Genomic DNA, 25,417 nt, shown 5'->3' with positions numbered 1-25,417 from the left:
TTTTTTCACATTTATGTTTTCTCGAGAACATATTGCAAACATAATGTGATAATTTGTATTTTATACAGTCAAAATTGACAAAAGATTCTTCAGTTTTTGACAATTTTAGTCAATTTTGAAAATATCAATTCTGAAAATTTTAATAAAAAATAAGTACATTTGTTTAAACACATAGTAAGATGAAAATTGGCCAAAAATTAAAAGGAATGAGAATAGAGAAAGGGTTTTCAACGATTGAAGTTGCTGAGAAATTAGATATTTCAGAATCTACGTACCGAAGATTTGAAGGTGATAAAAGTTTTCCTGATATTTTTATTTTAGATAAAATTGCAAAGGTGTATGATAAAACATTAAATGATTTATTACCTGAAGGAATGACTGTAATAAATCATAATAATGGGGAATATTCTAATAATGCTGGTTATATAGTAAATCAATATCTTTCAGAAAAAGTTGTAGAACAATATGAAGAAAGACTTAAGGATAAAGATGAGCAGATTGCTTTATTAAAAAGCCTTTTAGATAAAAAATAATGTTTAGCTTAGATTAAAACATAGTCACACACCGTCAGAAACTGAAAGTTTTCACACCAAAACAATAATAAATCCCTCAGGAAATTTCCTGAGGGATTTCAATTTGATATGAAGAAACTGTGTTGATTAATTCATGGCATCAGTAGTGTCAAAGCTTGACATACCTGTCCAGCCTTTTGCCCAGTCTGGTAAAGCAGTTCCGCTTCCTGCACCTACTGCTGCAGTGTTCTCAGTAAATATGGTAGAAATATCTACTGCTGTTCCTGCTGTGTTCTTAGCTTTAGATTTAGTTGCTACGTTTACAAACTTCAGGTTTTTAACATATGATCCGCTTTGGAACCAAGTTAATGTTCTGTCTGTTTCAAAATCCAAACCTGTAGAATAGTTAGCCAATACGATATTATCAAATTTACCGTTAGAACCTGCTCTTACTTTTAATCCCTGAGATTCTGCACCTCCTGTATTTCCTAAGAAAGTAGCATTGTTAATAGTAGGGTTTGAAGCTCCGTTTCCGAAAGTTGTATTTGCGTTTGTATCCTGAGTATCTGCTTCGATACCTCTGTTTCCTGGCTCCGTATTAGTCTGATATTGTTTTTTTCTGGCAACATACAGGAAGCTTGCAGTTCCTTTGTATCCTTCCGTCCAGTCGAAACCGTCATCGCCCACTCCTGTTACTACGATGTGATCTACATTCGGGCTTCCTCCGAAACATTCTATACCGTCATCTGCACCGTCTGTAACGAATACATAAGAAATAGTAGTTCCGCTACCAACTCCGAATAAAGAAAGTCCGTTGAACTCTTTTTCTGGATTGTATTTGAATCCGCTGTCTTTGATAACAACATATTTGATAACACCAGAGTTATCGTTATTATCGGTACCTCCGTATGTTAAATCTCCCAATTCTGAAGTAGACGTTCCTGCAGCACTTCTGTTTGATGGAGCGTTCCCTAAAAGTACGATTCCTCCCCAATGTCCTTGCTTGTGGGTAGTTCCTTCGAATACAACCGGGCTTGAAGCGGTACCATTCACGAATAATTTTCCGCCTCTGTCAACGATAAGGTAGTTTGCCCCTTCAGCTACGGTAATTCTTGTACCTGCAGGGATGATAAGGTTTGCACCGTTTTCTACCAAAACTTTTCCGGTGATCGTATATACTTTTGATGGATCTAAAGTTACAGTAGTTCCTGCAGCGATTTTTCCTTGAAAGTTATTAGGATCTACAGATGATGTCGTGTCGTCTGTATCGTCTTCATTATCACTACAAGAGATTGCAGTTGATGAAAATGCCGCAGTTAATGATAAGAAAAGGGCAGCTTTAAAAAATGACTTTTTCATAAGTACTATTAGATTTAATTATATTAAAATTTGTATGATAAGTTTAGCCCAACCTCACGACCCATGGTGTAGTCACTGTTGATGAGTGTTGCTGTTTTGTTTTCCTGCTCTACTTTGATGTGAGGGTTGATCAGGTTTTTAGCAGAAATACCAATTCCTATTTTGTCTAATGTGAAGTTCAGGTTCAGATCCAAAAGATCTCTTGCTGCTTCATAGAAGTTTCCGATAGAGGTAGTCCCTACAGAATAAAGGTTTTTCCCGATATGAGAATACACGACTACAAAATCTAAACTGTTTAGGTTATTATTCCATTTGTAATTGTAGCCTAAGTTTACGTTGGCAATAAAGTCTGCAGCTCCCTGAAGTTCAGTTTTTGCATTGGTAAACACCACTCTTTTACCTTTGTTTTCTTTTGCAATATCATCCTCAGATTTAAATTCCTGCTCAGAGTGCATATACGTTCCGTTGAGGAAAGTATAGATTTTAGAATTGCTCCAGGAATAAAGATCTTTTCTTAATTCTACTTCTAGTCCTACAATATATCCGTAGTCTGAAATATTAAAATACGTCATATCACTTGGTGCAGAACTTGCGAAGGTGGTTCTCGCGATCGGATTTTGTATATATTTTCCGAAAGCTGCTGCTGAAATCACTTCACCGGATTTAGGAAAGTATTCCCATTTCAAATCTGCATTATAATTATCTGAAGGATAAAGATCCGGGTTACCATACACGTTCGTAGTTACATCATAATAGGCGATCGGCGAAAGTTCTTTAGCTTGAGGAAGCGTATAAGTTTTAGATAGGGATAATCTTAAGTTTTGCTTGTCGCTTAGGCTGTATTTGGCATTCAAAGCAGGTAAAAACTTGTTGTATTGCTTGCTTTTCTTACCCTCTTGCTGAACAGAATCAAACCATTTCAACTGCATATCTATATAATCGAAACGACCACCTACCTGTACGATGAATTTATCAGTAAGGTTGATATCTACATTGGCAAATCCGGACTGGATATTCTGCTCTACATTAAAGTAGAAAGGCTTGAATAATTTAGTACTTGGCTGGAATGTCTGGTAAGAGAATAAAGCGTTGTTTGATGCATTAATAAATCCGTCGATATTGTTGGGATCTACCTGCGGGGAAAGACTGAAATTCATCCCAATCGTGGTATTGTCGAATTTTCTGTCCTTATACTGACCATCGTATCCTACGGTGATTTTAAATTTATCTAACGTTTTAGAAAGATAAGCGTGTCCTAAAACCGTGTTGTCTTTCAGCTCATCAAAATATCTGTGGTTATTGATCGCACTTCCCGTAATCAGCTGCAATGTCGTAGCATCGATGGTGTTCTGAAGACGATCAGGTCTTTTGCTGTTCAGCATATTATAACCTACTGCCCAGTCTGCAACCCATGTTTCACCCAATTTATGCGTACCGAACAATTGGTTGATCAAGGTCGTGGTAATTTTGTTGTCTCCTCTGTTAATGATCACATTTTTATCGACATCGTAAGAATATCCTGTGAATATTTTAGCGGTTTGCTCTGAGGAGTGGATCAGATTTGAAGTAAAATTAATTTTATTATTGGCATTGAACCGGTATCCTAAATTGAGCAACGCAGTGGTATTGGTTTCATATTTAGAACGTTCAACATCAAATTTTTTGTTCGGTGTATTGTCTGCAAAATAGAAGCCCTCCTGTCCTTGGCTATACTCATAAGAGTTTTCAAACCCTGCATAACCGAATAATGAGAATTTTCCAAAATTGGCTCCTCCTTCAATATTCATTTCTGAATTAAATGGATTAACCGCTTTTTTGAAATTCCATTTTGTAGTAAACGGATACGTCTGATAAGGATTTCCTTTAATGAATTTGGTTTCCTTAAATCCGAAGAATCCCGGACCACCATCCTGCAGTTTGAATTTTTCGTTGTCAAACGTCTGAAGATTAATGCTGCTTCCTAATCCTATTTTAAAATAAGGTTTTCCAGTAAATTCTTTTGAAACAATACTGATACTTGCTCCCCCGAAATCACCAAGCATTTTCGGGTTATATACCTTATCGAGCGAAATATACTCTATCATTGAAGTTTTGAAGATAGAAAGATCGATGTTCCTGTTTTCAGGGTCATCAGACGGGATCAGTAATCCGTTCAATGTCGTACTGTTGTATCTGTCGCCAAGACCTCTTACGAAAATCTGTCCGCTTCCTTCCTGCTTTATAGTTCCGGTTGCTTTTGTTACTGCAGCAGCAACATCTCCGATGCCTTGTTTCGCAAGCTGTACAGAACCTACACGTTCTATGACCTCTACAGATTTTTTTTGTACATTGATAAGATTGGCTTCGGTCCCTTTTTTGGTTGAACCTTTAATGATTACTCCCTCAATCTTTTTTTCGTTTTTCAGTGTATCATTTTTTTCTTGTGCATACACTAAAGTTCCGGAGGTTGTCAGGAATAAAACAGCGATACTGAGTTTTCTAAAATTCATTTCTTTTTTTACTAATTACTTTCGCTGCAAAGGAATAAAACATTAAGGTTCTTATTGGTTTAGTTAATTTTAAATTTTTCTTAACTAAACATTACGAAATATGCTTTTATATTAAGTTTGCATGAACGAAAACTTATTATCAATCATGTTATTTAAATTTTGTTAACTTTGGATTGTAAAAATTGAAAATGAACCAAAAAAAGATTCTATTAATTGATGATGAACTGGATATTTTAGAAATTCTTTCATACAATCTAGAAAAAGAAGGCTACGATATATATACTGCTACCAATGGTAACGAGGGTATAGAAAAAGCCAAAGAAATTATCCCGGATCTGATTTTGCTAGATGTCATGATGCCAGAAAAAGACGGTATAGAAACATGCCAGGAACTTCGCAAGGTAAAAGAATTACAGAAAACGCTTATTGTTTTCCTTTCCGCAAGAAGTGAAGAATTTTCCCAATTGGCAGGTTTTCAGGCAGGAGCCAATGATTATGTTGTAAAGCTGATCAAGCCGAAGATCCTGATCTCAAAAGTGAATGCCTTATTACAGCTTACCTCACAGGTTTCTGATAACGCAAAGCTGATTGAAATAGGAGATCTTATTATTGATAAAGACAATTTCAGGGTTTCAAAAAGCGGACAGCAGTTTTTACTTCCCAAAAAAGAATTTGATCTGTTATATCTTTTAGCTTCCAATACCGATAAAGTATTCAAAAGAGAAGAAATCCTGGAAAAAGTTTGGGGGAATGATGTCATCGTTGGCGAAAGAACCATTGATGTGCATATCCGCAGACTCCGCGAAAAATTAGGAATCAATACCATCCAGACCTTAAAAGGAATAGGATATAAGCTGATTGTTTAATTCAAAAGACTATATTTACATTTCACCCTATAAATATTTGTAAAATTGAAATTTTACAGACTCAGTTTTATCTCATCCTGTCTTCTGACATTGGTAATGCTTGTTTTAGTGATCGGTTTTGATGCGCTAAATGATAAATATTACCGCAATTCTTTCTTTAAAATTGGTTTTATACTGTGCATTATCGCCATGTTTGTAATCAATTATATTGTTCTGGAACTGCTTTTCGGGTATTATGCCAAAAAGCAGGTTCGTAACATTTCAAAAATCCTCCCCGAAGAAATCGTCTATGACAATCAGGAAAATATCACCCTGAAAGAATTGGGGGAGCGATTTTCAGATTTTAACCAGCAGCAGGTAACCGAGATGGATATGATGAAGGAAATGGAAAGCTACCGTAAAGAATACATCGGCAATGTTTCCCATGAGCTGAAAACCCCGCTTTTTTCCATTCAGGGATATGTTGAGACATTAATTGAAGGAGGAGTGGAAAATCTAAGTATTCGGGATAAATATTTAGAAAGGATCGGTATTTCCGTTGAACGCCTTATTGCCATTGTGAATGATCTGGATATGATCAACAGGTTAGAATCCGGCGAAATCAACCTTACGGTTTCAAAATTTGATGTCAATATTCTCATCAGAGAAATTTTTGACCTTCTCGATCTTGAAGCTGAAAAAAACAATACTGTTTTACAGTTACAGACCTTACATCCGCAGATTTTTGTAGAAGCAGACAAACAGAAAATTTCACAGGTTTTTATTAATCTCATCTCCAATGCCATTCATTATGCCAACAGACAGGAGGCAAAAGTCATTGTGAAAACGAGTGTCCTTAAAAATAAAGTATTGATTGAAGTAATCGATAACGGAATGGGCATCAAAGCAGAACTGCTCCCAAGAATATTTGAACGGTTTTACCGGGTAGAAACCAGCCGGAGCAGAAGACAGGGCGGTTCCGGATTGGGTCTTGCTATCGTAAAACACATATTAGAAGCTCATAACGAAAACATTACGGTAGAAAGCGTATACCTGGAAGGGACAAGATTCAGTTTTATGCTTGAGAAAAGCAAATAGCCCCTAAAATGTAAGCAAAAAAAAATCTAAAAAATCAATTAAATATTTCTTTGTAAAATCTCATTTATTATATATTTGCAGCAGAAATTTATCATAATAGAATAAGGCAAAGTAATTGAAGTAATGATATGGTTTACAAAATCCGTGTAATATTAGATACAAAAGAAGATATTTTCCGTGATATTGAAATTAAAGGAAAACAAACGCTCTGGAACTTACACTTAGGAATTAAAAGTGCTTTCAATCTGAGTGGTGATGAGCTTTCTACCTTTAATCTCCTGGAAGAAGACGGCACAATCATAAAAAGTGTTCCTCTGGAAGATATGAGTGATGATGGAGATGGCGAAATTATGTCAGATGTTTACATTGATGAAGCATTTGAAACGGCCGGAACAAAAGCACAGTTCCAATATGGCTTTTTGGATCTCTGGGAATTTTTCTGCGAACTGGTAGAAATAATCGATGAAACAAAAGGGGTTAATTATCCTATTACCGTGTACAGATTCGGAAATGCACCGTTGAAAGCACCAAGCAAAAGTGCTCCCGGAAAAGGCTCTAAAAATAAAAAATCAATCATGCCCTTAATGGATGATGATTTTGGGTTTGAGGATGATTTTGCAGCAGTCAGTAATTTTGACGATGATGATGAAGCATTCGATGATGAAGAAGAAGACGATTACAATGATGACATCTTCGATGAGGAAGATGACAATGATGACGACAGAGTATAAAACTGTTTACTATATAGCCCCTGATTCTCATTCAGGGGTTTTTTTATGTGCGGAAGATTAAAATACAATTCTTACTTTTGTTAAAATTTAATGAATGAAAAAAATAATCCTGCTCGCAATCGTAGGGTTGGGAATCTTATCCTGCACTACTCAAAATACCGCTAAAACTATGACTCTACCTCAGGAATGGAAGCATTCTACCAATATTTATGAAGTAAATTTAAGGCAATATTCTCAGGAAGGCACTTTTAAAGCATTTGAAAAAGAAATGCCAAGACTGAAAAACATGGGTGTAAAAACCTTATGGTTTATGCCGGTAACGCCTATTGCCCAGCAAAATAAAAAAGGAAGCCTGGGAAGTCAGTATGCAGCAGCAGACTACACCTCGATCAACCCGGAATTCGGCACGATGGACGATTTCAAACATATGGTCGCAGAAGCGCACAGACTTGGCTTTCATGTCATTATAGACTGGGTTGCCAACCATACCGGATGGGATCATGTCTGGACAAAAACGCATCCCGATTTTTATCTGAAAGATCCCGACGGAAAATTCCATATCGCATCAGGAATGGATGATATTATCGAACTCGACTATAAAAACCAGGAGATGAGAAAAGCCATGATCGACGCTATGAAATTCTGGGTAAAAGAAACCAATATAGACGGTTTCCGATGCGATCTTGCTTCCTGGGTTGAAGTTGATTTCTGGCAACAGGCAAGACCCGAAGTAGAGAAATTGAAACCCCTTTTCTGGATCGGTGAGTTTGATGAGTTGGAAAGCCCGGAATACGGTAAAGTTTTCGACGCAAGCTACTCCTGGAAATGGATGCACAAATCGGCTGATTATTATCAGAAAAATGAACCCCTGCAGGAATTGAAAGATCTTTTAAACCAATATTCCCAAATCGGAGATGCTTCTATGAGAGCTTGGTTTACCACCAATCATGACGAAAACTCCTGGAATGGTACAGAATATGAAAAATATGGTGCGATTACAAAACCAATGGCTGTATTTTCGGCAACCTGGAACGGGATTCCGCTTCTGTATTCCGGCCAGGAACTTCCCAATCTGAAAAGACTGGAGTTTTTTGAAAAAGACGTTATACAATGGAATGGCCAATATCAAATGGCTGATTTTTATAAAACTTTATTGAATTTAAAATCGTCAAACCCGGCCTTAAGAGGCGGAGATCCCAACGTCACAACCTACATGCTCAACACCTCCGCAAATGATAAAATTCTTGCCTATCTAAGAAAAAATGGTAAAGATGAGGTTCTTGTTGTTCTTAATATGTCAAAAGAGCCTGTGAACTTTACCATTCAGGATGAAAATGTAACCGGAGATTTCAAAAATATTTTTGATAATACAAAACGTAATTTCAATGATGGTAAGGACTTTCATTTTAAAGTCTCGGATTTTGCAGTTTTTGAAAAGTAAATTGAGTAGTAAAAACATACTTTAAAATATCAATAGGAGCGGGCTTTAGCCCGCTTTCGATTTAAAATCAGAAGTTGGCTTCAGCCAAAATTTAAAGTCTAAATACGATCTGGTCTGCAACTTATATTTAATTTTACAGATCAATAGATCACTTTGAAAAATGAATAAAAAAGATATACTGCAAATCCTGAGAGATAAAATCTCCACAAAAATCCGACTTTTTGAAAACCTGATCACCGAAACGAGGTCGTCTAGCAATGATACAAAAAGCTCAATGGGGGATAAGTACGAGACGGGCCGTGAGATGCTGCAGCAGGAAATAAATACTATCCAAAGACAGCTTAACGAGAGTTTAAGCCAACAGAATATCTTACAAAAATTAAATACTGAACCGTGTAAAAAAGTTCAGAACGGAGCGCTGGTGGAGACCGATAAAGGATGGTTTTATATATCAGTTTCTTTAGGTGAAATTATTTTTGAGGACCGAAAAATTATGACCATGTCAAACGAATCGCCTTTAGCAAAAGCAATGTCGGGGAAAGGAAAGGGTGAAGTTTTTATGATCAACAATATCAGTCAGACCGTGGAACGAATTTGGTGAAAACAGAGGGTAAAATTTTCTTTTAGTTAATTCTTAATTTTTATTCAATTCATAATAATTACTTAATTTTGAAATAACCAAATTAAAAATTTTATTATGAAAAAATTAATTTTCAAAACCCTGCTTCTGGTTGGGGTTTCAGGAGCTGTCATTTCATGCTCATCAGATGACGACATGGCTTTCAATCAGGAGCATTCTCAGACTCAGAATTCAAAAGAATCTCAAACGGCTAAAACACAGACGTACGATATCCGTTTCGGTCTGTTATCTCAGAACGGGACAAAAATACTTTCAGGCAGCTATGATCTGGGAGGCTTTGTGGCTACCAACACAGTAACTGGTGAAGAGTATTATACGTATGGTGGAAGCGGTTTTCAGTCGGTACCACAATATTTTGAAGGATTACCTGCAGGAACGTATGAGTTTTCAGCTCAACAGGGACAAGGAGGTTGGGTTGGATATGGAAGCGTAATAGGAACTGTTTCTGATGCGCAGATTGACGAAGACGGATATGTTACGGTATATGTTCCGATTGCATGGGAAGAATAAGCTGTTCTTCAGTTTAAATGTAAAGAAATATTTATAAGAACGGACTTCGGTTCGTTTTTTTATTTATAGAAAGGCGTTATCATAAATAAGGATGAATAAGATTTGATAGTGAGCATAAACTATTTATAATGAACAGCTTGATCTATCTCAATGGGATTGTAGTTTTTTCTAATATCTTCCTGATATTCTTTCGTTATATCTTTTAGTCCTTCTATAGTGTTTATTTGTTTATCAAATAGATCTAAAACCCAAGTTCCCTGTTTCATGGTTTTATATTCTTCAAACGGATTATTATAAGCGTTCATCAGTAATTTCTTATACTTTTGAGATGTTATTTGTATTGGAGTAATTCCAAGGTTTTTTTCTACAATATTTTTCGTCTCATCAGTTTTAGAAATTTTTTTTAAAGATGTTAACGTGTAGGCAAAATTATTTTTATCATCTTCAAGCTTAATGATAAGTCCAGGTAATCCAGTAAATTTATAAGGACCTTCAGGTAAAGGAATTTCTGAACAAAACCATGCTTTCCAATTTCTTCCACTCCAATAAGCAACGGCTTTTTGTACTTTGTATTGATCAAAAATCTTTATACTGTCGGTTACTTTCCATTTTATTATATCTTCTGTAAAAAAAGAATAATATATATCATCGACACTCACAAAATTTTGATTTTGAACTGTATTTCTTTTTCTTTTTACAATCTGTTGAAGTGGCGATGAAAAGCTTACATTAAGATTTTTTCTTTTTAAAGAATCTAATGATAATAATTTTTCAAAGTAGAACTTAGTATAATTCTCAAAAATATCTAAAGTCATATTTTTTCTGATTTTATCTTTAGATAATGAGTCTCTCTTATATTCAAAATTATATGTAGCTCTGTAATTTTGTGCAGATAATCCGCAATACATTAGCGTAATAATTATAATAAGTATATTCTTCATAAGTAAATATGTTACATAAATATAGGATGAATTTAAAATTCATCCCATATAATAATTTTAACAAAGGGATTTAGCCATTCTTAATGCTGTATTATAATCTCCTTCAGGATCTGTATAACAGGATGTTACACCAGAAGGACATTTTGTACATGCTTTTACTTCGCCAATTTCACTTGTGGGATTTTGAGGGCCTCTTCCAGAAATTACTTTTAAATCATTTCTTGAAAGTTTTTCAGATTTCTCATCGTGTAATTTTTAATTTGTTTGCAATGCAAATATATACAGTTAGGGATTGGAATGCAATTCAAATTTGAATAACTTACATTCAATTTTGAACAATTTAAATTTTATAATGATCAGGATATAGAAATTTCAAAAAGAAACTATATTTGCAATAAAAATAGCAATGAAACTTTCAGATAAATTATTTACCATGCGAACCTCAAAAAAACTTTCAAAACAGGAAGTGGCAGATTTGTTAGGAATGGATGTAACCACTTATGGGAGAGTAGAATAGGGTCAAAGAAACCTTGAAATTGATAAACTGAAATTATTACCAGAAACTTTAGATATAAAAGTAGAAGAAATATTAGATTTATTGGAAATTGATAAGGGACACATTTTTAATATTACAAATACCAATGAAGAATACGCTTCTGGAAATGGCTATGTAAATAATTTATATACTGATAATAATAAAGATGCTTTAATAGAAATTAAAAATCTATATACAGAACTCCTCCATCAAAAAGATTTGATGATTGAATTTTTGAAGCATGAAAATGAAACTTTAAAGAATACTTTAAAAAAATAAATGTTCTTATAATACAGAGCACATTTTTAATAAAATTCTATTTATATTTAAACTTATTATTCTTTTTTAACCCTTCCAGGGTTTAAACCCTGGAAGGGTTTTAGAAAACTATTAAATTTAATAATCTTAAATAAACATGCAAAACTACTTAGACCTTTTAAAACATATCAAAGACCACGGAACCGATAAAACCGACCGCACCGGAACCGGTACAAGAAGCATTTTCGGATATCAGCTGAGATATGACCTGTCTGAAGGTTTCCCGTTGGTTACCACCAAAAAAGTGCATTTAAAATCTATTATTTATGAACTGCTGTGGTTTCTGAATGGCGATACCAATGTAAAATATTTAAATGACAACGGGGTATCCATCTGGGACGAATGGGCAGATGAAAATGGCGATTTAGGCCCTGTTTACGGTGCGCAGTGGAGAAGCTGGAGCGGAGCCGACGGAAAAGTGGTAGACCAGATTTCAGAAGTAATCGATCAGATTAAAAAAAATCCGGATTCCAGAAGGCTTATCGTTTCCGCTTGGAACGTTGCCGAAATTCCGAATATGGCTTTAGCGCCTTGTCACGCCTTGTTTCAGTTTTATGTGGCAGACGGAAAACTATCTTTGCAGCTCTACCAGAGAAGCGCCGATGTTTTTCTGGGAGTTCCGTTTAACATTGCAAGTTATGCACTGTTACTGATGATGGTTGCACAGGTTTGCGATCTTAAAGTGGGGGATTACATTCACAGTTTCGGAGATGTTCATATCTATAACAATCATTTTGAGCAGGTAGAAAAACAGTTGGGACGAGATCCGAAACCACTTCCTACAATAAAGCTGAATCCTGAAATCAAAGATATTTTCGGTTTTAGCTTCGAAGATTTTACCTTAGAAAATTACGATCCGCATCCCGGAATTAAAGCTCCTGTAGCAGTTTAGACCGGTGATAATAATATCAAAGTGAAGTGAAAACTTCACTTTTTTTGTAACTTTTCAGCAGTTTCATCAACTTATCATAAAATTCTGTTATGATCAAAAATCTTTACTTCCTTTTCGCTGTAAGCTTTTCATCAGCGGCATTTTCCCAAGGCAACGTAAAAGAAAAATTCAGTAATTATCTCGATTCGCTGAATGCCCATCATAAAGTAATGGGAAGCTTTGCATTTGCGAATAATGATCAGCCGACTTTTATAAAAGTAACCGGTTTCGCAGATGCAGAAAAGCAGCAGAAAGCCAATATGAATACGCAGTATCGCATCGGTTCCATATCAAAAACTTTTACGGCCGTTTTGGTAATGAAAGCGGTAGAAGATAAGAAACTATCGCTCAAGACAAAACTGTCTGACTTTTTCCCTGAAATCGTAAACGCAAACCAAATTACGATAGAAAACCTTTTGCAGCACAGAAGCGGAATCCACAATATCACCGATGAAGCAGAATACTTAAATTACTATACAAAACCTCAGACGCAGGATCAGCTATTATCATACCTCAAAAAATACGCGAGTGATTTTCTTCCCGGATCAAAGTACAGTTACAGCAATTCAAACTATATTCTATTAGGATTGATCCTTGAAAAAGTGTACAAACAATCGTATGCAGATTTAATCAAAAATAAAATATCAAAACCTTTAAAACTATCATTAACAGAAGTTGGAGGGAAAATAGATTCTGATAAAAATCAGGCAGAATCATATCAGTTTTTAGGGATTTATCAGCCTTTGCCGGAAACTGATATGAGCGTTCCGATCGGGGCAGGAAGTGTAATCTCAACCCCTTCAGATTTATTAAAATTTATCATAGGCCTTGAAAATGGCAAGCTGATCAATAAAAACAGCCTTACACAAATGAAAAATTTTGTGGATGATTACGGATATGGTTTAATTAAAGCCAATGTTGGTCAATATCATGGTTTTGGGCATGAAGGAGCAATCGATGGTTTCCATTCAGCAATATATTACTTCCCGGAATCCAAAATCGCCGTGAGTTTTATTACCAATCAATCTTCTGGTGATGATCAGGATATCTTAACGAAAATGATGAATGCTGCTTCAGGAAAAGACTTTGAAATGCCCGGCTTTAAAGAAATTTCTGTCAGTGAAAGCATATTGAAAAAATACGAAGGAAATTATAAAGCGCCCGGTTTTCCTTTGGATATTAAAATATTTGTTGAAAACGGAATGCTGAACGGACAGGCTACAGGACAAGGTGCATTTCCTTTAAAAGCAATATCTGAAACTGAATTTACCTTTGAAACGGCAGGAATAAAAACAAAATTTGATGCCGATAAAAAAACAATGCAGTTCTCACAAGGAGCCAATAACATTACATTTACGAAACAATAATGAAATATCTGAAAATAAATACCGAAGAAAAAGCCGATCTGGAATTGCTTCAAAATGCAATTCTCCAGTTAAAAGGAGTATATTCTGTAGAAATCATTGATGATGAAAATCCGGAGAGCGAACTGAAAAAAGCGTTTGTCAAAACCAAAGAGCAGCTTAAAAAAGGCGATTACGAAACATTGGTCAACGATATTTTTGATATCATCACAAAAAATAATCCTAAAAAATAATTAATAAAAATGAAGAAAATCATTTTATCTGTCGCTGTACTCGGAGCTTTGTTTTCCGCACATGTATCGGCACAAACCGAAACTTCAGGAAGAGAAAAAGTATACCGAGCCACGCCTGCAAAAGTTACGGAACTGAAGCATACCAAGCTCAAGGTAAATTTTGACTATCAGAAAGAACAGATGAACGGGGAAGAGTGGGTAACGGCTTCACCTTATTTTTATCCGACCAATGAACTGATTCTTGACGCAAAAGGAATGCTGATTCATGAGGTCGCTTTAGACAACAACGGCAAAAAATCACCTTTAAAATATGACTATAAAAATGAGGTTTTAAAGATTAGTCTGGATAAGGTCTATCAAAAAAACCAGGATTATACGGTTTATATTAAATATACAGCCCGTCCCAATGAAGTAAAGCAGGAAGGAAGTGCGGCTATCAGTGATGCAAAAGGATTATATTTTATCAATGCACAAGGAAAAGAAGCCGGTAAACCTACCCAGATCTGGACACAGGGTGAAACCGAATCTTCTTCAGCGTGGTTTCCAACGATCGATAAATCAGTTCAGAAAACCACTCAGGAGATTTTTATGACTGTTCCCGATAAATATGTAACCCTTTCCAACGGAATTCTGAAAGATTCTCAAAAAGAATCCAACGGCTTAAGAACCGATCATTGGGTGATGGATAAAAGACATTCTACCTATCTTTTCTTTATGGGAGTAGGAGAATATGCCATTGTGAAAGACAAATGGAAAAATATTCCGGTCGATTATTATATTGAAAAAGAATACGAACCTTACGCAAAACAGATCTACGGCAATACACCGGAAATGATCGAATTTTTTTCCAAAAAACTAGGCTATGATTATCCGTGGGCAAAATACGCTCAGATTTCCGGGAGAGATTATGTAAGCGGCGCTATGGAAAACACGACGGCAACACTTCACGGAAGCGATATTTTACAGAAACCGGGACAGCTGATTGACGAAAACAAGTGGGAAGATACCATTGCCCACGAATTGTTTCACCACTGGTTTGGAGATTTGGTAACCGCGGAAAGCTGGAGCAACCTTACCGTTAACGAATCTTTTGCCAACTATTCAGAATACCTTTGGAACGAATATAAGTACGGAAAAGATCAGGCAGATTATCACCAGATGAGTGATGTGAATATGTATATTCACAATCCGTCAGATTTTAAAAAAGACCTTGTACGATTTAATTATGATTCCAGAGAAGACGTTTTTGATCTGGTGACTTATCAAAAAGGAGGCGGAATTCTTCATATGCTGAGAAATTATCTGGGTGATGATGCTTTTTTTGCAGGAATGAACGATTATCTTAAAACCAATGAGTATAAAAATGCAGAGGCACATCAACTAAGATTATCTTTTGAAAAAGTTTCGGGCAAAGACCTGAACTGGTTTTTCAATCAATGGTACTTCGGAAGCGGCCACCCAAAAGTAAATTACAGCTATACTTTTGAACCTGTTAAGAAGCAGGTGACGGTAACCGTTAATCAGTCTCAGGAGGTTCCGTTTGAGTTTCCTTTAGCCATAGATGTGTATGATAATGGAAAACCGAAAAGATATCAGGTTTGGGTAAATGCAGCGGCAAAAAATACGTTTGATTTTGAGGCATCAAAAAATCCTGATTTGATTAACATAAATCCTGACGGAGTTTTGCTGGCAGAAATTACAGATACCAAAACGCCTGAGCAAAACTTCATGCAGTTTACCAATTCTAAAGAATTAAAGAGTAGGTATTCTGCATTAGCCGCAATTAAAGATCAGGTTGGAAAAAATCCAACTGCAATAAAATTATTGGTTGCTGCTCTGAAAGACCCATATTTCAGAGTAAGAATGAAAGCACTGGATTTGATGGATCTATCGAATGCCGAGCAAATGAAAGCATTAGGAAATGAAGTTGAAAAACTGGCTTCCAATGATCCTAAAACCTTAGTACAAGCGGCTGCAATTGCTGCATTGGCAAAAACTAAAGACAAAAAGTATATGCCCATCTTTGAAAAAGGGGCAAATGCGGTTTCTAATTCCGTAAAAGGAAATTCCATCGGAGCAATAATTTCCACAGATCCTTCAAAAGCGGGTGCTTTTGCTGACAAAGTAGATTTAGACGGCGCTTCAGAAGAATTGTTGTCACAGATGTTACCCATCATCGTAAAAAATAAAGTAGAATCTCAGATGTCCAATATTGCTCAGATGGTGGCATTTTATCCATTTTTAAAGTTTCAGAATCCAGAATTGGGAAAATCAGCTGAAGAAGGGTTTAACTGGATTATGACTTCTGATAATCTAAAAGCGACTGAAGCCATTACAAAAGTACTCGGTCAGGCAAAAGGTCAGATCGGAGCCAATCCGCAGGTGAAAATGATGATTTCTCAGATGCTGAAAGAAGGATTAAACAAGAAAATGGAATTGCTGAAGCAGAATCCTCAGAAAGCTTCCAGTATCAATTCTCAGATTGACTCTCTTAATAAAGCAATCGAAGATTATAAATAAGCGTATATTAAATGTATAATAAAAACAGCAGCAGATTTTCGCTGCTGTTTTTTTGTATTTGAGTTTAAAGAACATTAGATTTTTTGATCTTAAGAATCAGTGTAACGGCAAAAACGGTCTCGTTTTTATTGGCAGTTTTATGTATTGGTTTAAAATTAGATATTAAAAAAACCACCTAAATCAATAGGTGGTTCTTTGTATTAAATTAATTATTGTACAATTATTCTTTAATGAATTTTTTCTGTACAGTTCCTTGAGCATCTTCGATGTCAATTACGTATAATCCGTTGGTCAGTCTGCTGACGTCGATCTTGTTATTTAAAATCATTCCGCTTGATATCAGCTGTCCTGAAACACTGTAGATTTTGTACTTCGCTTTTTTGCTGATATTTTTCACGTTCAATACTGTTTTTACCGGGTTAGGATAGATCAGTATTTCATCTTGATTAATAGCATTTGGTATAGGAAGTTTAGAAATTCTTACCGTGTAATCTTCAACTTCACCATTGGCAAAACTGGTACAGTTTACAGGGATACCGCCTTTCTGCATTGCCACTCTCATGGTAACATACTGGTAATTGGTATTGCTTACATAAGCGTTGGCAGGTACAGAGAATGTTCCGGAGATCGTTTGGGTTGTATTAGAACCTGAAACTAAAACTCTTTCGTCAATATCAAAATAACCGTTTCTGTTAAAATCGATCCATACTGCTAATCCTGCGCTTGATGTACCGTTAAGCTTCTTCTCAATCGTAATCTGATTATTTGAAGAACCCTGAATCATTTGAATAAACTTCGCCGGGTTACCGGTAAAATCAGAATAATTCGAAGCGTTGGAAGGATTATCCATCACCGGTTTACCATTCGGGGTTACGGTAACTTTTGAAATATATTCATTCACAGAATTGGTGGATGACATGCTGCAATACGTTATCGTAGGAGTTGTAAACAAGTACGGAGGGGTATTATTACCCGGAGTACCGCTACAAACGTTGGCAACCTGCATCTCGTATTGAGTTAATTCTGTCAATCCTGTAATGGTATATGCATTCACGGCCACAGGAACTGTAGTCCAGCTCGGAATCCCCACTTTTCTGTATTTCAGAATATAGGTAGCGCCCGGGAAAGCATCCCAGATTACCTGTGCGCTTGTAGGCGTAAGTTGTGTAATGGTAAGTCCCGGAGGCGGAATCTGACAGATTCTTACCGTAGTAAATACCTGTGGATTAGACCATGGGTTCGGTGTTGTTTCACCATTACATATATTCGCTACCTGCACTTCGTAGGTTACAAATGAGCTTAAACCAGTTATGGTATAAGAGTTTGCCGGTGGAGCAGGTACAGTAGGGGTATTCCATGTAGGATCTCCTACTTTTCTCCATCTTAATATATATGTTGAACTAGCTGCTAAAGGATTCCAGGTTACTACAGCAGACGTTGAAGTAATATTGGTAACGGTAACAGTCGGAGGAGTGGGATCGCATCGTGTCGTAAATACATTGTGTGAATAAATCCCCGGTGTATTGTTACAAACTGCGGCTACCTCTACTTCATACTGCGTTGCAGATAAAAGAGACGGTAGTGTGTAAGTATTTGTTGTTGCCGGGAACGGTGCTGCTGCAACCAAAGCTGTGGCCCATGTTGTAGAACCTACCGGTCTGTATCTTATCGTATAAGATGCACCTCCAAGATCCTGATTCCAGGTAACAACTGCACTGTTATGAGTAACACCGCTTACCGTCACAGTAGGAGTATTATTTCTACAGATCAGCAATTTTACATTGTCGATCGCTGCAGGTGGCTGAGTTCCTCCGCTTCCATCATTTCTCCACTCAAATACAAGACGCATGGTAGTTCCTGCAAAGCTGCTCAAATTCAAATTTGAATTAAGGAAAGACTGCCATGTTCCCTGAAGGTTATAATTGGTTCCTATTTGTACTCTTCCCGTACCTGCGGTAATCTGTGTGCCCGCAGTTGGCATAAAGCCTGCCGGTACCAACCATACTCTTAAATAATCGAACGAGCTTTCACCTTGTGCCTTCCAGTCAAATGAGAATGCTGCGTTGGTAGTTCCTGCAGGTACAGCAATATCTCTGTATGCCTGAACTACTGATGTTGAACTTATGGTATAAGCATTGGTGGTAGCATTATCATTTGAAATATAGATAGAATTTCCAGTATTTCCTGTTGCCGGTCCAAATGTCCATTTATTAGTCTGGCTTCCGTTTACAAATCCAAAATCATTTGTATTGAATTGTTGAACATACGGGATAATAGCAGGAATCTGCGTTGTGGTAAAGCTTGGTCCGCCTACCCATATACTTGAATCCGTTGGGCTGCATACTGCTCGAACCCACCAATAATACGTTGTATTAGGTGTTAATGTATTCAAAACTACGGATGTACCTGCAGTAGATCCTGTAGGAATGGTCGTTCCGATAGGTGGGGCAGGGCTAGTTGATACAAAATACTGATATCCGTTTGCAGGAGGAGGCGTAGTTGCCGTCCAGCTGATAGTTGCTCCGTTAGTTGCGACTCCGGTTACCGCCATTGCTGTAGGAATTTTACAGGTAGGAATCAGTAAATTAATATTATCAATTGCTCCAGGAGGTTGTGTACCTATACTTCCGTCATTTCTCCACTCAAAAACAAGACGCATTGTCGTACCTGCGAAGCTTGCAAGGTTCACATTTGTGTTCAGATAATTTTGCCAACCTGTTTGCTGGTTTAAATTAGCTCCCAACTGAATTCTCCCTGTACCTGCTGCAATCTGCGTTCCAGCTGTAGGCATAAAGGAAGTAGGGACAAGCCATACTCTAAGGTAATCACAGCAAGATTCTCCCATTGCTTTCCAGTCAAATGAAAGAATAGCCGGGGAAGCTGCCGTAGTTCCTGCAGGGATAGCAAAGTCTCTGTACGCCTGAACTACACTTGTTGAGGTAATTGAATAATTATTAGTCGTTCCGTTGTCATCAGAAATATAAAGCGAGTTGGCTAAATTTCCTGTTGCTGCTCCATATGCCCATTTATTGGTCTGGGTTCCGTTTACAAATCCGAAACCATTACTTGTTGAAAAGTTCTGGCTGTACGGAAGGGTAGCTGGAATCTGAGTGGTACTGAAAGTAGTTCCTGCAGTCCATGTACTTGAATCTGTAGGGCTACAGATTGCACGCACCCACCAATAATACGTAGTATTGGGCGTCAAAAGACTTAAAGGTACTGATGTCGCCGTTGTCGTTCCTGTAGGAACCGTCGATGGTGTTGGTGGTGTAGAAACTGTAGAAACATAATACTGATAACCGTTTGCCGGTGCAGGAGTAATCCCGGTCCAGCTGATTGTAGCACTGTTTGCGGTAATTGCATTTACAGCAGGTGCAGTAGGTGCACTACACGTTGGGATCAATAGATTAATATTGTCAATCGCAACGGAAGGATCTGTTCCTAAGCTTCCGTCATTTCTCCATTCAAATACAAGACGCATGGTAGATCCTGCAAAACTTGCAAGATTCACTGCCGTATTTGAGTATGACTGCCATGCAGCCTGCTGGTTGTAATTGGCTCCAAGCTGAATTCTTCCGGTTCCTGCTGTAATTTGTGTACCTGCAGTAGGGGTAAATGTTGCTGGAACGAGCCAGACTCTCAGATAATCACAACATGCTTCTCCCACTGCTTTCCAGTCAAACGATAACGTTCCCGGTGTAGCAGCTGTTGTACCCGCAGGGATTGCGATATCCCTGTATGCCTGAACTACACTTGTTGCTGTAACCGTGTAGTTATTGGCTGTACCATTGTTATTAGACACGTAAATAGAATTTGCGGCATTCCCTGTTGCTGCTCCGAATGCCCATTTATTGGTCTGGGTTCCGTTGACAAAGGTAAAATCATTAATGCCGGAAAAATTTTGCGTGTAAGGCAAAGGTGCGGGTGTCTGACCGTATAGCTGTGCTGTAAAGCCCAGAGTGATCAAACAGAGAAGAATAAAAGAAGTAAAAGTTTTCTTCATAGACTTTTGTTTAAATTGTTTGTATACAAAAATAATCATTTTTCTTACTGTAAAGTAATTCAATGCGTTAAAATAATGATAATGATAAAAATATTATGTGATTTTTTCCATTTTAAGGTGAATTTTGGTTTGAAATCATAAGACCACAACACAAAACCTACGAATTATTCAATGCCTCATAATTAAAAATTCAATCTGAATGTCTTAACATCACTTTTTGAAATTAAAATATTTCAGCTTGTTGTATGGCAAATTGATTTCTTTTATTAATAATAAAATTTAATTCTCTGACGAAATTATATTTTTCCTTTGCGATCCCTCTTTTTACAATGAAATATTGCGTCAGTAGTGTAAATAAAGGAATCAAAATCATAAAAATCATCTCGTTGTTTTTTGAATGGTTCATATTGACAATAATTATAGAAAAGACAATTACTAAAAACATGATTCTTAAAAAATGATATGTTAAAGGCGTAAACACTACCGTAATGTAAGTTTCGCCATTTTTCTCATCAATACGGCCTTTGATTTTTGGATTGGGAATCGTATTTTCAAAAAAACGTTTTCTTCGTCTTATTATAAAATCATGATCATTTACAATTCCTCTATATTTGTATCTGTTTGGGATTGAATATTCAGATACTTCAAAAATACCGAAATTACTTTTGTAGATTAGCTTTTCCAGATCCGACACAAACTCTGTTTTGTTTAATTCTGTAGCTAAAGTTAGTTCTTCACAAAGTCCAATACTTTTATAAAAAGAGTTCATAATAATAAAATTAAATCTGTAATGATTGATCAAATTGTTAAGAATTATAAGGCATCAAACTTTGACAAACCGACTGACAAACATCGCCGCGACAATATCTCCGACAGCATTTAAAACCGTCGCGAGAGGATCAACGAGCGTTCCGATAATAATCACGGCAGGAACGGCTTCCTGAGGCAGATGATATACAGAAATCATCAGCATTTCGCCGATATAGCCTCCATTTGGGATGCCTCCTGCAACAATACTTACAAAAACCGTGATGCCTAAAGCCAGTAAAAGATTGGAAGGTTCAAAAAAATCTCTTCCGATAATCTGAAACGCAATATATATTTTAATAATAGAAGACATGGAAGACCCGTTTTTATGTAAAGTAGTGCCCATCGGTATCACAAGATTAGCAATCGAAGCCGGGATTCCTATTTTTGAAGCCGCTACCAAATTTGCGGGCATTGTAGCAAAGCTGCTGCAGGTACTTAAAGCGGTAAGTGTGGGATAAATTGAGTTTTTCCAGAAACTTTTGATGCCGTTCTGTCCGTCTGCGATAAAAGCATACAAAGAAAAAAATACCAAAAAATAAATAATTCCTGCAATATAATACAATCCTAAAGGTTTTGCATAAAATCCGAAAAGCTGTGGTCCCAACGTTGCAACCTGATACGCAAAATAAGCTCCTAAACCGATAGGTGCGATTTTCATGATCATCAGAAGCAATTCTTTCATTACTTCATATCCGGATGCGATGAAAAGCCGGAAAGGTTTTCCGTTGTCTCCCGATTTTCTGGCTGCAAAACCGGTCAGAAAAGCAAAAATCAAAAGAGCCAGCATATTTTTACGCGAAAAAACTTCGGTAAATTCTCCTACCGTGAAAAAGCTTACAATCCTGTCGCCCCAGTTTTCTTTTGAACTTTGCTCGATCAGGATTTCCGAACTTCCCGGTATGGAAGAAACCGGAAATAGATACACCATAATCATGGTAAAAACCGCGGCAATAACTATAAAAAAAAGAAAAGTAAAGGACATGGTGAAAATGATTTTTCCAAATTTTGCCTGCTGTTCTAGTGAAGCAATAGAATTGGATACGGCAAAAAATACCAGCGGAACCACACTTACGAAAAGGAGGTTCAGGAAAATATCTCCCAAAGGTTTTATGTACTCAACGATCTGCGGAGCCACAATACCCAAAATGCTTCCAAAGGCAATCCCGAGAAGCAAAAAAATAATTCCCGAATAGTTTTTTAAAACCTCTTTCATGCAATGATTTTTATCAAAGATAAATCTATTTTTTAACAATTTTACCGTTTATTTTCTGCTTTAAATTTTCTAAATTTGAGTAAACATTGTTTCTATGGCTTATATAGATTATTATAAAATTTTAGGCGTAGACAAAAGCGCAACGCAGGAAGACATCAAAAAAGCATACAGGAAACTTGCGAGAAAACTTCATCCTGATCTTAACCCGAATGATAAGGAAGCTGAAAAAAAATTCAAAGAGCTGAATGAAGCCAATGAAGTGCTCAGTAATCCTGAAAACCGCAGTAAATACGATAAATACGGCGAAAACTGGAAGCATGGCGAAGAATACGAAAAAGCGAGACAGCAACAACAATATCAGGGACAAAATTACGGAGGTGGATTTTCAGGAGCAGATTTTGGAGAGGGTGAAGATTTTTCAGATTTTTTCCAAAGTATGTTTGGTGGAGAAGGAGGGTTCGGAAGGAGTTCACGCGGAAGCGCTTCAGGGAAATTTAAAGGCCAAGACATTCATGCAAATTTAGATTTACATTTGAAAGATGCTGCGACGACACATCAGCAAACTTTTGATATAAATGGTAAAAAAGTGAGAATTACCATTCCTGCAGGCGTGTATGACGGACAGCAGATTAAATTGAAAGGCCACGGAAACCCTGGTTTTAATGGCGGACCGAATGGAGATCTGTATATCACGTTCAATATTCTTGCAGATCCGGATTTTGAGAGAGCAGGAGATGACCTGAAAACGAAAATCAGTATTGACCTTTATACGGCAGTTTTGGGTGGTGATGTAAAAGTAGAAACGCTGGACGGAAGCGTGAACCTGAAAGTAAAGCCCGAAACCCAAAACGGAACCACCGTAAGATTGAAAGGAAAAGGATTTCCGGTGTATAAAAAAGAGGGTGAATTTGGTGACCTTTTTGTGACGTATGAAGTGAAGTTGCCCACTCATCTTACCGAGAAACAGAAAGAACTTTTTAAACAACTTAAAAATTCCTGATCATGAGCGAGAGAATATCACGGGAAGAACTCGTAAAAATATACAATGTTGAAATTACCTTTTTTGATGAATTGGTTACTGGAGGCTTATTGCCCGTAGAAACGGAAAACGAAACCCGTTATCTGCTGTATGATGATCTGCCGGTTTTTGAAAAATTTATCAATTGGCATTATGATCTCGAGATCAATCTTCCGGGTCTGGAAGTGATTCATGATATGCTTCGAAAGATGGAAGAGATGCATCAGAAAAATCGGGAATTAATGCATAAACTTTCTGTAATCCGTGGTAAATATGAAGATATTTGATTTAGTTTTGTATATGCATACGATCAATTAATATTTCAGGGAATGAATGACGATAAAATTATCAGCTTACAGGTCAACAGGAAAGATTTTGAAGAAGTGTATCTTCATGGAAATCAGGGAAGCCTGTTTTTTTCGCCTTCCGTAAAAGGAAAATTTATTACCACTGTGGTAATGGCTTTCATCTTGGTAATCCTGTTTTTCTTTAAAGATGATCTGAGCAAGGAGAAATTCGGGATTTTATATTTTGTAAGCTTTCTTTTTCTGCTTTGTGCGGTATATCTTTCTTTGGCGGTCAACAAGGTTTCGAAATGGAAAAAAGAAGTAGTTGCTTATCTGAAGACTTTGGAAAACGCTGAAATATATCAGATTCAATTTAATGCTAAAGTTTTTAAAGTAAACCTTAATCATCACAAAGAAACGAGTCTCTGGACAGAATTTACTGCCGCTGAGATTGATGAAAAATTCATTGCCTTAGAAGGGAAATTCAATTATATGTTTCCGAAAAAATCAATGCGTGCATCAGATTATGATTTGCTGAAACAGGCAGTTAAGAAAAACGTTCAATAAATAAAAAACTCAGAGTACTAAGCTCTGAGTTTTTTATTTATTATAAAGAAGATTGCTTAATCCAGCCAACCCATTTCTTTCATCCATTCGTCGTTGTACACTTTCCCTACATATCTTGAGCCGTGATCATGCAGCAATACGACAATCACATCATCTTTCGTAAACTGGTCTTTCATCTGGATCAGCGATGCAATGGCGCTTCCTGCAGAATATCCGCAGAAAATCCCTTCTTCTTTTGCCAGTTTTCTGGCGTAGATAGCGCCGTCTTTATCAGTTACTTTTTCAAAATGATCAATTACAGACATATCATAATTTTCAGGAATGATATCTTCCCCGATTCCTTCTGTAACATATGTATACGCATGATCGTAATGAAGCTCACCTGTTTCATGGTATTCCTTTAAAATAGAACCGTAGGTATCAACACCGATGATTTTTATATTCGGATTTCTTTCTTTAAAAAACATCCCGCAACCGGTAACTGTACCCCCGGTTCCTGCGCCGGCTAAAAAATGAGTCAGTTTTCCATCAGTCTGTTCCCAGATTTCCGGAGCGGTAGATTCGTAATGAGCGGTCCTGTTTGATAGATTATCATATTGGTTGACGTACCATCCGTTTTCTGTTTCAGTAGCTAATCGTTTAGAAACCGAATAATAAGAACGCGGATCAGTAGGTTTTACATCCGTAGGACACACAATTACTTCCGCACCCACTGCACGAAGGATATCACATTTTTCTTTAGACTGTTTAGAATTGGTTACAAAAATACATTTGTAGCCTTTAACAATTGCGGCAAGAGCCAATCCCATCCCCGTATTTCCGGAAGTCCCTTCAATGATAGTTCCGCCCGGTTTTAATCTTCCGTCTTTTTCTGCATCTTCAATCATCTTCACGGCCATTCTATCTTTTACAGAATTTCCGGGGTTGAATGTTTCTATTTTAGCCAAAACCAATGCCGGAAAATCTTCTCCCAAAACTTTATTGAGCTTTACCAATGGCGTGTTTCCTATCGTTTCGAGGATGTTTTTTGCGTATTTCATAAATGTTTTTTA

At 36.8% G+C, this 25,417-nt stretch carries 22 protein-coding genes; 15 read left to right on the top strand and 7 right to left on the bottom strand.

Annotated elements, in window-relative coordinates; genetic code table 11:
- Positions 1 to 179 precede the first annotated feature (179 nt).
- Positions 180 to 533, top strand: coding sequence for a helix-turn-helix domain-containing protein (locus N0B16_RS11070; protein WP_262991000.1), 354 nt, complete (start codon positions 180 to 182; stop codon positions 531 to 533).
- A 126-nt stretch (positions 534 to 659) separates the two neighbouring features.
- Here N0B16_RS11070 and N0B16_RS11065 read toward each other — a convergent pair whose 3' ends face one another.
- A complete protein-coding gene (locus N0B16_RS11065; protein WP_262990999.1) occupies positions 660 to 1,871 on the bottom strand; it encodes a beta-helix domain-containing protein in 1,212 nt (403 codons plus the stop codon).
- Between the two features lie 23 nt (positions 1,872 to 1,894).
- Positions 1,895 to 4,360 carry a TonB-dependent receptor domain-containing protein gene (locus tag N0B16_RS11060; RefSeq protein ID WP_262990998.1) on the bottom strand — a complete coding sequence of 822 codons (2,466 nt, stop codon included), beginning with the start codon at positions 4,358 to 4,360 and terminating at the stop codon, positions 1,895 to 1,897.
- 188 nt (positions 4,361 to 4,548) lie between these two features.
- On the opposite strand from N0B16_RS11060, the gene N0B16_RS11055 reads away from it, so the two are divergent.
- The 6 genes from N0B16_RS11055 to N0B16_RS11030 all read left to right on the top strand — a co-directional run bounded on the left by N0B16_RS11055 (position 4,549) and on the right by N0B16_RS11030 (position 9,625).
- Complete coding sequence (locus N0B16_RS11055; protein ID WP_262990997.1) at positions 4,549 to 5,226, top strand: response regulator transcription factor; 678 nt, start codon at positions 4,549 to 4,551, stop codon at positions 5,224 to 5,226.
- Between the two features lie 45 nt (positions 5,227 to 5,271).
- The gene (locus N0B16_RS11050) at positions 5,272 to 6,303 is read left to right on the top strand and encodes a sensor histidine kinase (RefSeq protein ID WP_262990996.1); all 1,032 of its coding nucleotides are present in this window, start codon (positions 5,272 to 5,274) and stop codon (positions 6,301 to 6,303) included.
- A 128-nt stretch (positions 6,304 to 6,431) separates the two neighbouring features.
- Entirely contained in the window at positions 6,432 to 7,034 is a 603-nt protein-coding gene (locus N0B16_RS11045) for an IS1096 element passenger TnpR family protein (protein WP_262990995.1), read from the top strand.
- A gap of 94 nt (positions 7,035 to 7,128) precedes the next feature.
- Complete coding sequence (locus N0B16_RS11040) at positions 7,129 to 8,475, top strand: alpha-amylase family glycosyl hydrolase (protein WP_262990994.1); 1,347 nt, start codon at positions 7,129 to 7,131, stop codon at positions 8,473 to 8,475.
- 160 nt (positions 8,476 to 8,635) lie between these two features.
- The gene (locus N0B16_RS11035) at positions 8,636 to 9,076 is read left to right on the top strand and encodes a hypothetical protein (RefSeq protein WP_262990993.1); all 441 of its coding nucleotides are present in this window, start codon (positions 8,636 to 8,638) and stop codon (positions 9,074 to 9,076) included.
- 96 nt (positions 9,077 to 9,172) lie between these two features.
- Positions 9,173 to 9,625, top strand: coding sequence for a hypothetical protein (locus N0B16_RS11030; RefSeq protein WP_262990992.1), 453 nt, complete (start codon positions 9,173 to 9,175; stop codon positions 9,623 to 9,625).
- Between the two features lie 119 nt (positions 9,626 to 9,744).
- Here the strand turns inward: N0B16_RS11030 and N0B16_RS11025 are convergent, their stop codons facing one another.
- Entirely contained in the window at positions 9,745 to 10,566 is an 822-nt protein-coding gene (locus tag N0B16_RS11025) for a GLPGLI family protein (RefSeq protein WP_262990991.1), read from the bottom strand.
- A 598-nt stretch (positions 10,567 to 11,164) separates the two neighbouring features.
- Here N0B16_RS11025 and N0B16_RS11015 point away from each other — a divergent pair.
- The 5 genes from N0B16_RS11015 to N0B16_RS10995 all read left to right on the top strand — a co-directional run bounded on the left by N0B16_RS11015 (position 11,165) and on the right by N0B16_RS10995 (position 16,467).
- Complete coding sequence (locus N0B16_RS11015; protein ID WP_262990989.1) at positions 11,165 to 11,380, top strand: hypothetical protein; 216 nt, start codon at positions 11,165 to 11,167, stop codon at positions 11,378 to 11,380.
- Positions 11,381 to 11,516: 136 nt separating this feature from the next.
- Complete coding sequence (locus N0B16_RS11010; RefSeq protein WP_262990988.1) at positions 11,517 to 12,311, top strand: thymidylate synthase; 795 nt, start codon at positions 11,517 to 11,519, stop codon at positions 12,309 to 12,311.
- Positions 12,312 to 12,400: 89 nt separating this feature from the next.
- Complete coding sequence (locus N0B16_RS11005) at positions 12,401 to 13,717, top strand: serine hydrolase domain-containing protein (RefSeq protein ID WP_262990987.1); 1,317 nt, start codon at positions 12,401 to 12,403, stop codon at positions 13,715 to 13,717.
- Complete coding sequence (locus tag N0B16_RS11000; RefSeq protein ID WP_262990986.1) at positions 13,717 to 13,947, top strand: hypothetical protein; 231 nt, start codon at positions 13,717 to 13,719, stop codon at positions 13,945 to 13,947. Before N0B16_RS11005 ends, N0B16_RS11000 begins: the two co-directional genes overlap by 1 nt.
- 9 nt (positions 13,948 to 13,956) lie before the next feature.
- Positions 13,957 to 16,467 (top strand): M1 family metallopeptidase, encoded by a 2,511-nt coding sequence (locus N0B16_RS10995; protein WP_262990985.1) that lies wholly within the window; start codon positions 13,957 to 13,959, stop codon positions 16,465 to 16,467.
- A 220-nt stretch (positions 16,468 to 16,687) separates the two neighbouring features.
- Here N0B16_RS10995 and N0B16_RS10990 read toward each other — a convergent pair whose 3' ends face one another.
- From N0B16_RS10990 to N0B16_RS10980, 3 genes are all read right to left on the bottom strand, one after another.
- Positions 16,688 to 20,470 (bottom strand): fibronectin type III domain-containing protein, encoded by a 3,783-nt coding sequence (locus tag N0B16_RS10990; RefSeq protein ID WP_262990984.1) that lies wholly within the window; start codon positions 20,468 to 20,470, stop codon positions 16,688 to 16,690.
- Between the two features lie 223 nt (positions 20,471 to 20,693).
- On the bottom strand, positions 20,694 to 21,239 hold the full coding sequence (locus N0B16_RS10985) for a hypothetical protein (protein ID WP_262990983.1): 546 nt from the start codon (positions 21,237 to 21,239) through the stop codon (positions 20,694 to 20,696).
- A gap of 54 nt (positions 21,240 to 21,293) precedes the next feature.
- A complete protein-coding gene (locus N0B16_RS10980; RefSeq protein WP_262990982.1) occupies positions 21,294 to 22,493 on the bottom strand; it encodes a dicarboxylate/amino acid:cation symporter in 1,200 nt (399 codons plus the stop codon).
- Between the two features lie 94 nt (positions 22,494 to 22,587).
- Between N0B16_RS10980 and N0B16_RS10975 the strand changes: the two genes are divergently transcribed.
- From N0B16_RS10975 to N0B16_RS10965, 3 genes are read left to right on the top strand one after another with little or no spacing between them, the layout of a single operon-like run.
- The gene (locus tag N0B16_RS10975) at positions 22,588 to 23,493 is read left to right on the top strand and encodes a DnaJ C-terminal domain-containing protein (RefSeq protein ID WP_262990981.1); all 906 of its coding nucleotides are present in this window, start codon (positions 22,588 to 22,590) and stop codon (positions 23,491 to 23,493) included.
- Between the two features lie 2 nt (positions 23,494 to 23,495).
- Positions 23,496 to 23,798 carry a chaperone modulator CbpM gene (locus tag N0B16_RS10970; RefSeq protein WP_262990980.1) on the top strand — a complete coding sequence of 101 codons (303 nt, stop codon included), beginning with the start codon at positions 23,496 to 23,498 and terminating at the stop codon, positions 23,796 to 23,798.
- Between the two features lie 42 nt (positions 23,799 to 23,840).
- A complete protein-coding gene (locus N0B16_RS10965; protein WP_262990979.1) occupies positions 23,841 to 24,365 on the top strand; it encodes a hypothetical protein in 525 nt (174 codons plus the stop codon).
- A 56-nt stretch (positions 24,366 to 24,421) separates the two neighbouring features.
- On the opposite strand, the gene N0B16_RS10960 is transcribed toward N0B16_RS10965, so the two are convergent.
- Positions 24,422 to 25,405, bottom strand: a complete 984-nt coding sequence (locus N0B16_RS10960) for a PLP-dependent cysteine synthase family protein (protein WP_262990978.1) — start codon at positions 25,403 to 25,405, stop codon at positions 24,422 to 24,424.
- Positions 25,406 to 25,417: the final 12 nt, after the last annotated feature.

This window comes from Chryseobacterium gilvum (assembly GCF_025628965.1).
GTDB lineage: Bacteria > Bacteroidota > Bacteroidia > Flavobacteriales > Weeksellaceae > Chryseobacterium > Chryseobacterium gilvum.
The sequence above is the reverse complement of the archived record's forward strand: the minus strand, read 5'-3'. Positions and strand labels throughout refer to the sequence as shown.

What these genes read in the sequence shown, in the direction of transcription:
- N0B16_RS11010 (WP_262990988.1), top strand. Translation starts at nt 11,517, where the DNA reads ATGCAAAACTACTTAGACCTTTTAAAACATATCAAAGACCACGGAACC.
- N0B16_RS10990 (WP_262990984.1), bottom strand. Translation starts at nt 20,470, where the DNA reads ATGAAGAAAACTTTTACTTCTTTTATTCTTCTCTGTTTGATCACTCTG.
- N0B16_RS10965 (WP_262990979.1), top strand. Translation starts at nt 23,841, where the DNA reads ATGAATGACGATAAAATTATCAGCTTACAGGTCAACAGGAAAGATTTT.
- N0B16_RS10980 (WP_262990982.1), bottom strand. Translation starts at nt 22,493, where the DNA reads ATGAAAGAGGTTTTAAAAAACTATTCGGGAATTATTTTTTTGCTTCTC.
- N0B16_RS11000 (WP_262990986.1), top strand. Translation starts at nt 13,717, where the DNA reads ATGAAATATCTGAAAATAAATACCGAAGAAAAAGCCGATCTGGAATTG.
- N0B16_RS10970 (WP_262990980.1), top strand. Translation starts at nt 23,496, where the DNA reads ATGAGCGAGAGAATATCACGGGAAGAACTCGTAAAAATATACAATGTT.
- N0B16_RS10985 (WP_262990983.1), bottom strand. Translation starts at nt 21,239, where the DNA reads ATGAACTCTTTTTATAAAAGTATTGGACTTTGTGAAGAACTAACTTTA.
- N0B16_RS11025 (WP_262990991.1), bottom strand. Translation starts at nt 10,566, where the DNA reads ATGAAGAATATACTTATTATAATTATTACGCTAATGTATTGCGGATTA.
- N0B16_RS11005 (WP_262990987.1), top strand. Translation starts at nt 12,401, where the DNA reads ATGATCAAAAATCTTTACTTCCTTTTCGCTGTAAGCTTTTCATCAGCG.
- N0B16_RS11055 (WP_262990997.1), top strand. Translation starts at nt 4,549, where the DNA reads ATGAACCAAAAAAAGATTCTATTAATTGATGATGAACTGGATATTTTA.
- N0B16_RS11065 (WP_262990999.1), bottom strand. Translation starts at nt 1,871, where the DNA reads ATGAAAAAGTCATTTTTTAAAGCTGCCCTTTTCTTATCATTAACTGCG.
- N0B16_RS11040 (WP_262990994.1), top strand. Translation starts at nt 7,129, where the DNA reads ATGAAAAAAATAATCCTGCTCGCAATCGTAGGGTTGGGAATCTTATCC.
- N0B16_RS11035 (WP_262990993.1), top strand. Translation starts at nt 8,636, where the DNA reads ATGAATAAAAAAGATATACTGCAAATCCTGAGAGATAAAATCTCCACA.
- N0B16_RS11030 (WP_262990992.1), top strand. Translation starts at nt 9,173, where the DNA reads ATGAAAAAATTAATTTTCAAAACCCTGCTTCTGGTTGGGGTTTCAGGA.
- N0B16_RS10960 (WP_262990978.1), bottom strand. Translation starts at nt 25,405, where the DNA reads ATGAAATACGCAAAAAACATCCTCGAAACGATAGGAAACACGCCATTG.
- N0B16_RS11045 (WP_262990995.1), top strand. Translation starts at nt 6,432, where the DNA reads ATGGTTTACAAAATCCGTGTAATATTAGATACAAAAGAAGATATTTTC.
- N0B16_RS10975 (WP_262990981.1), top strand. Translation starts at nt 22,588, where the DNA reads ATGGCTTATATAGATTATTATAAAATTTTAGGCGTAGACAAAAGCGCA.
- N0B16_RS10995 (WP_262990985.1), top strand. Translation starts at nt 13,957, where the DNA reads ATGAAGAAAATCATTTTATCTGTCGCTGTACTCGGAGCTTTGTTTTCC.
- N0B16_RS11060 (WP_262990998.1), bottom strand. Translation starts at nt 4,360, where the DNA reads ATGAATTTTAGAAAACTCAGTATCGCTGTTTTATTCCTGACAACCTCC.
- N0B16_RS11070 (WP_262991000.1), top strand. Translation starts at nt 180, where the DNA reads ATGAAAATTGGCCAAAAATTAAAAGGAATGAGAATAGAGAAAGGGTTT.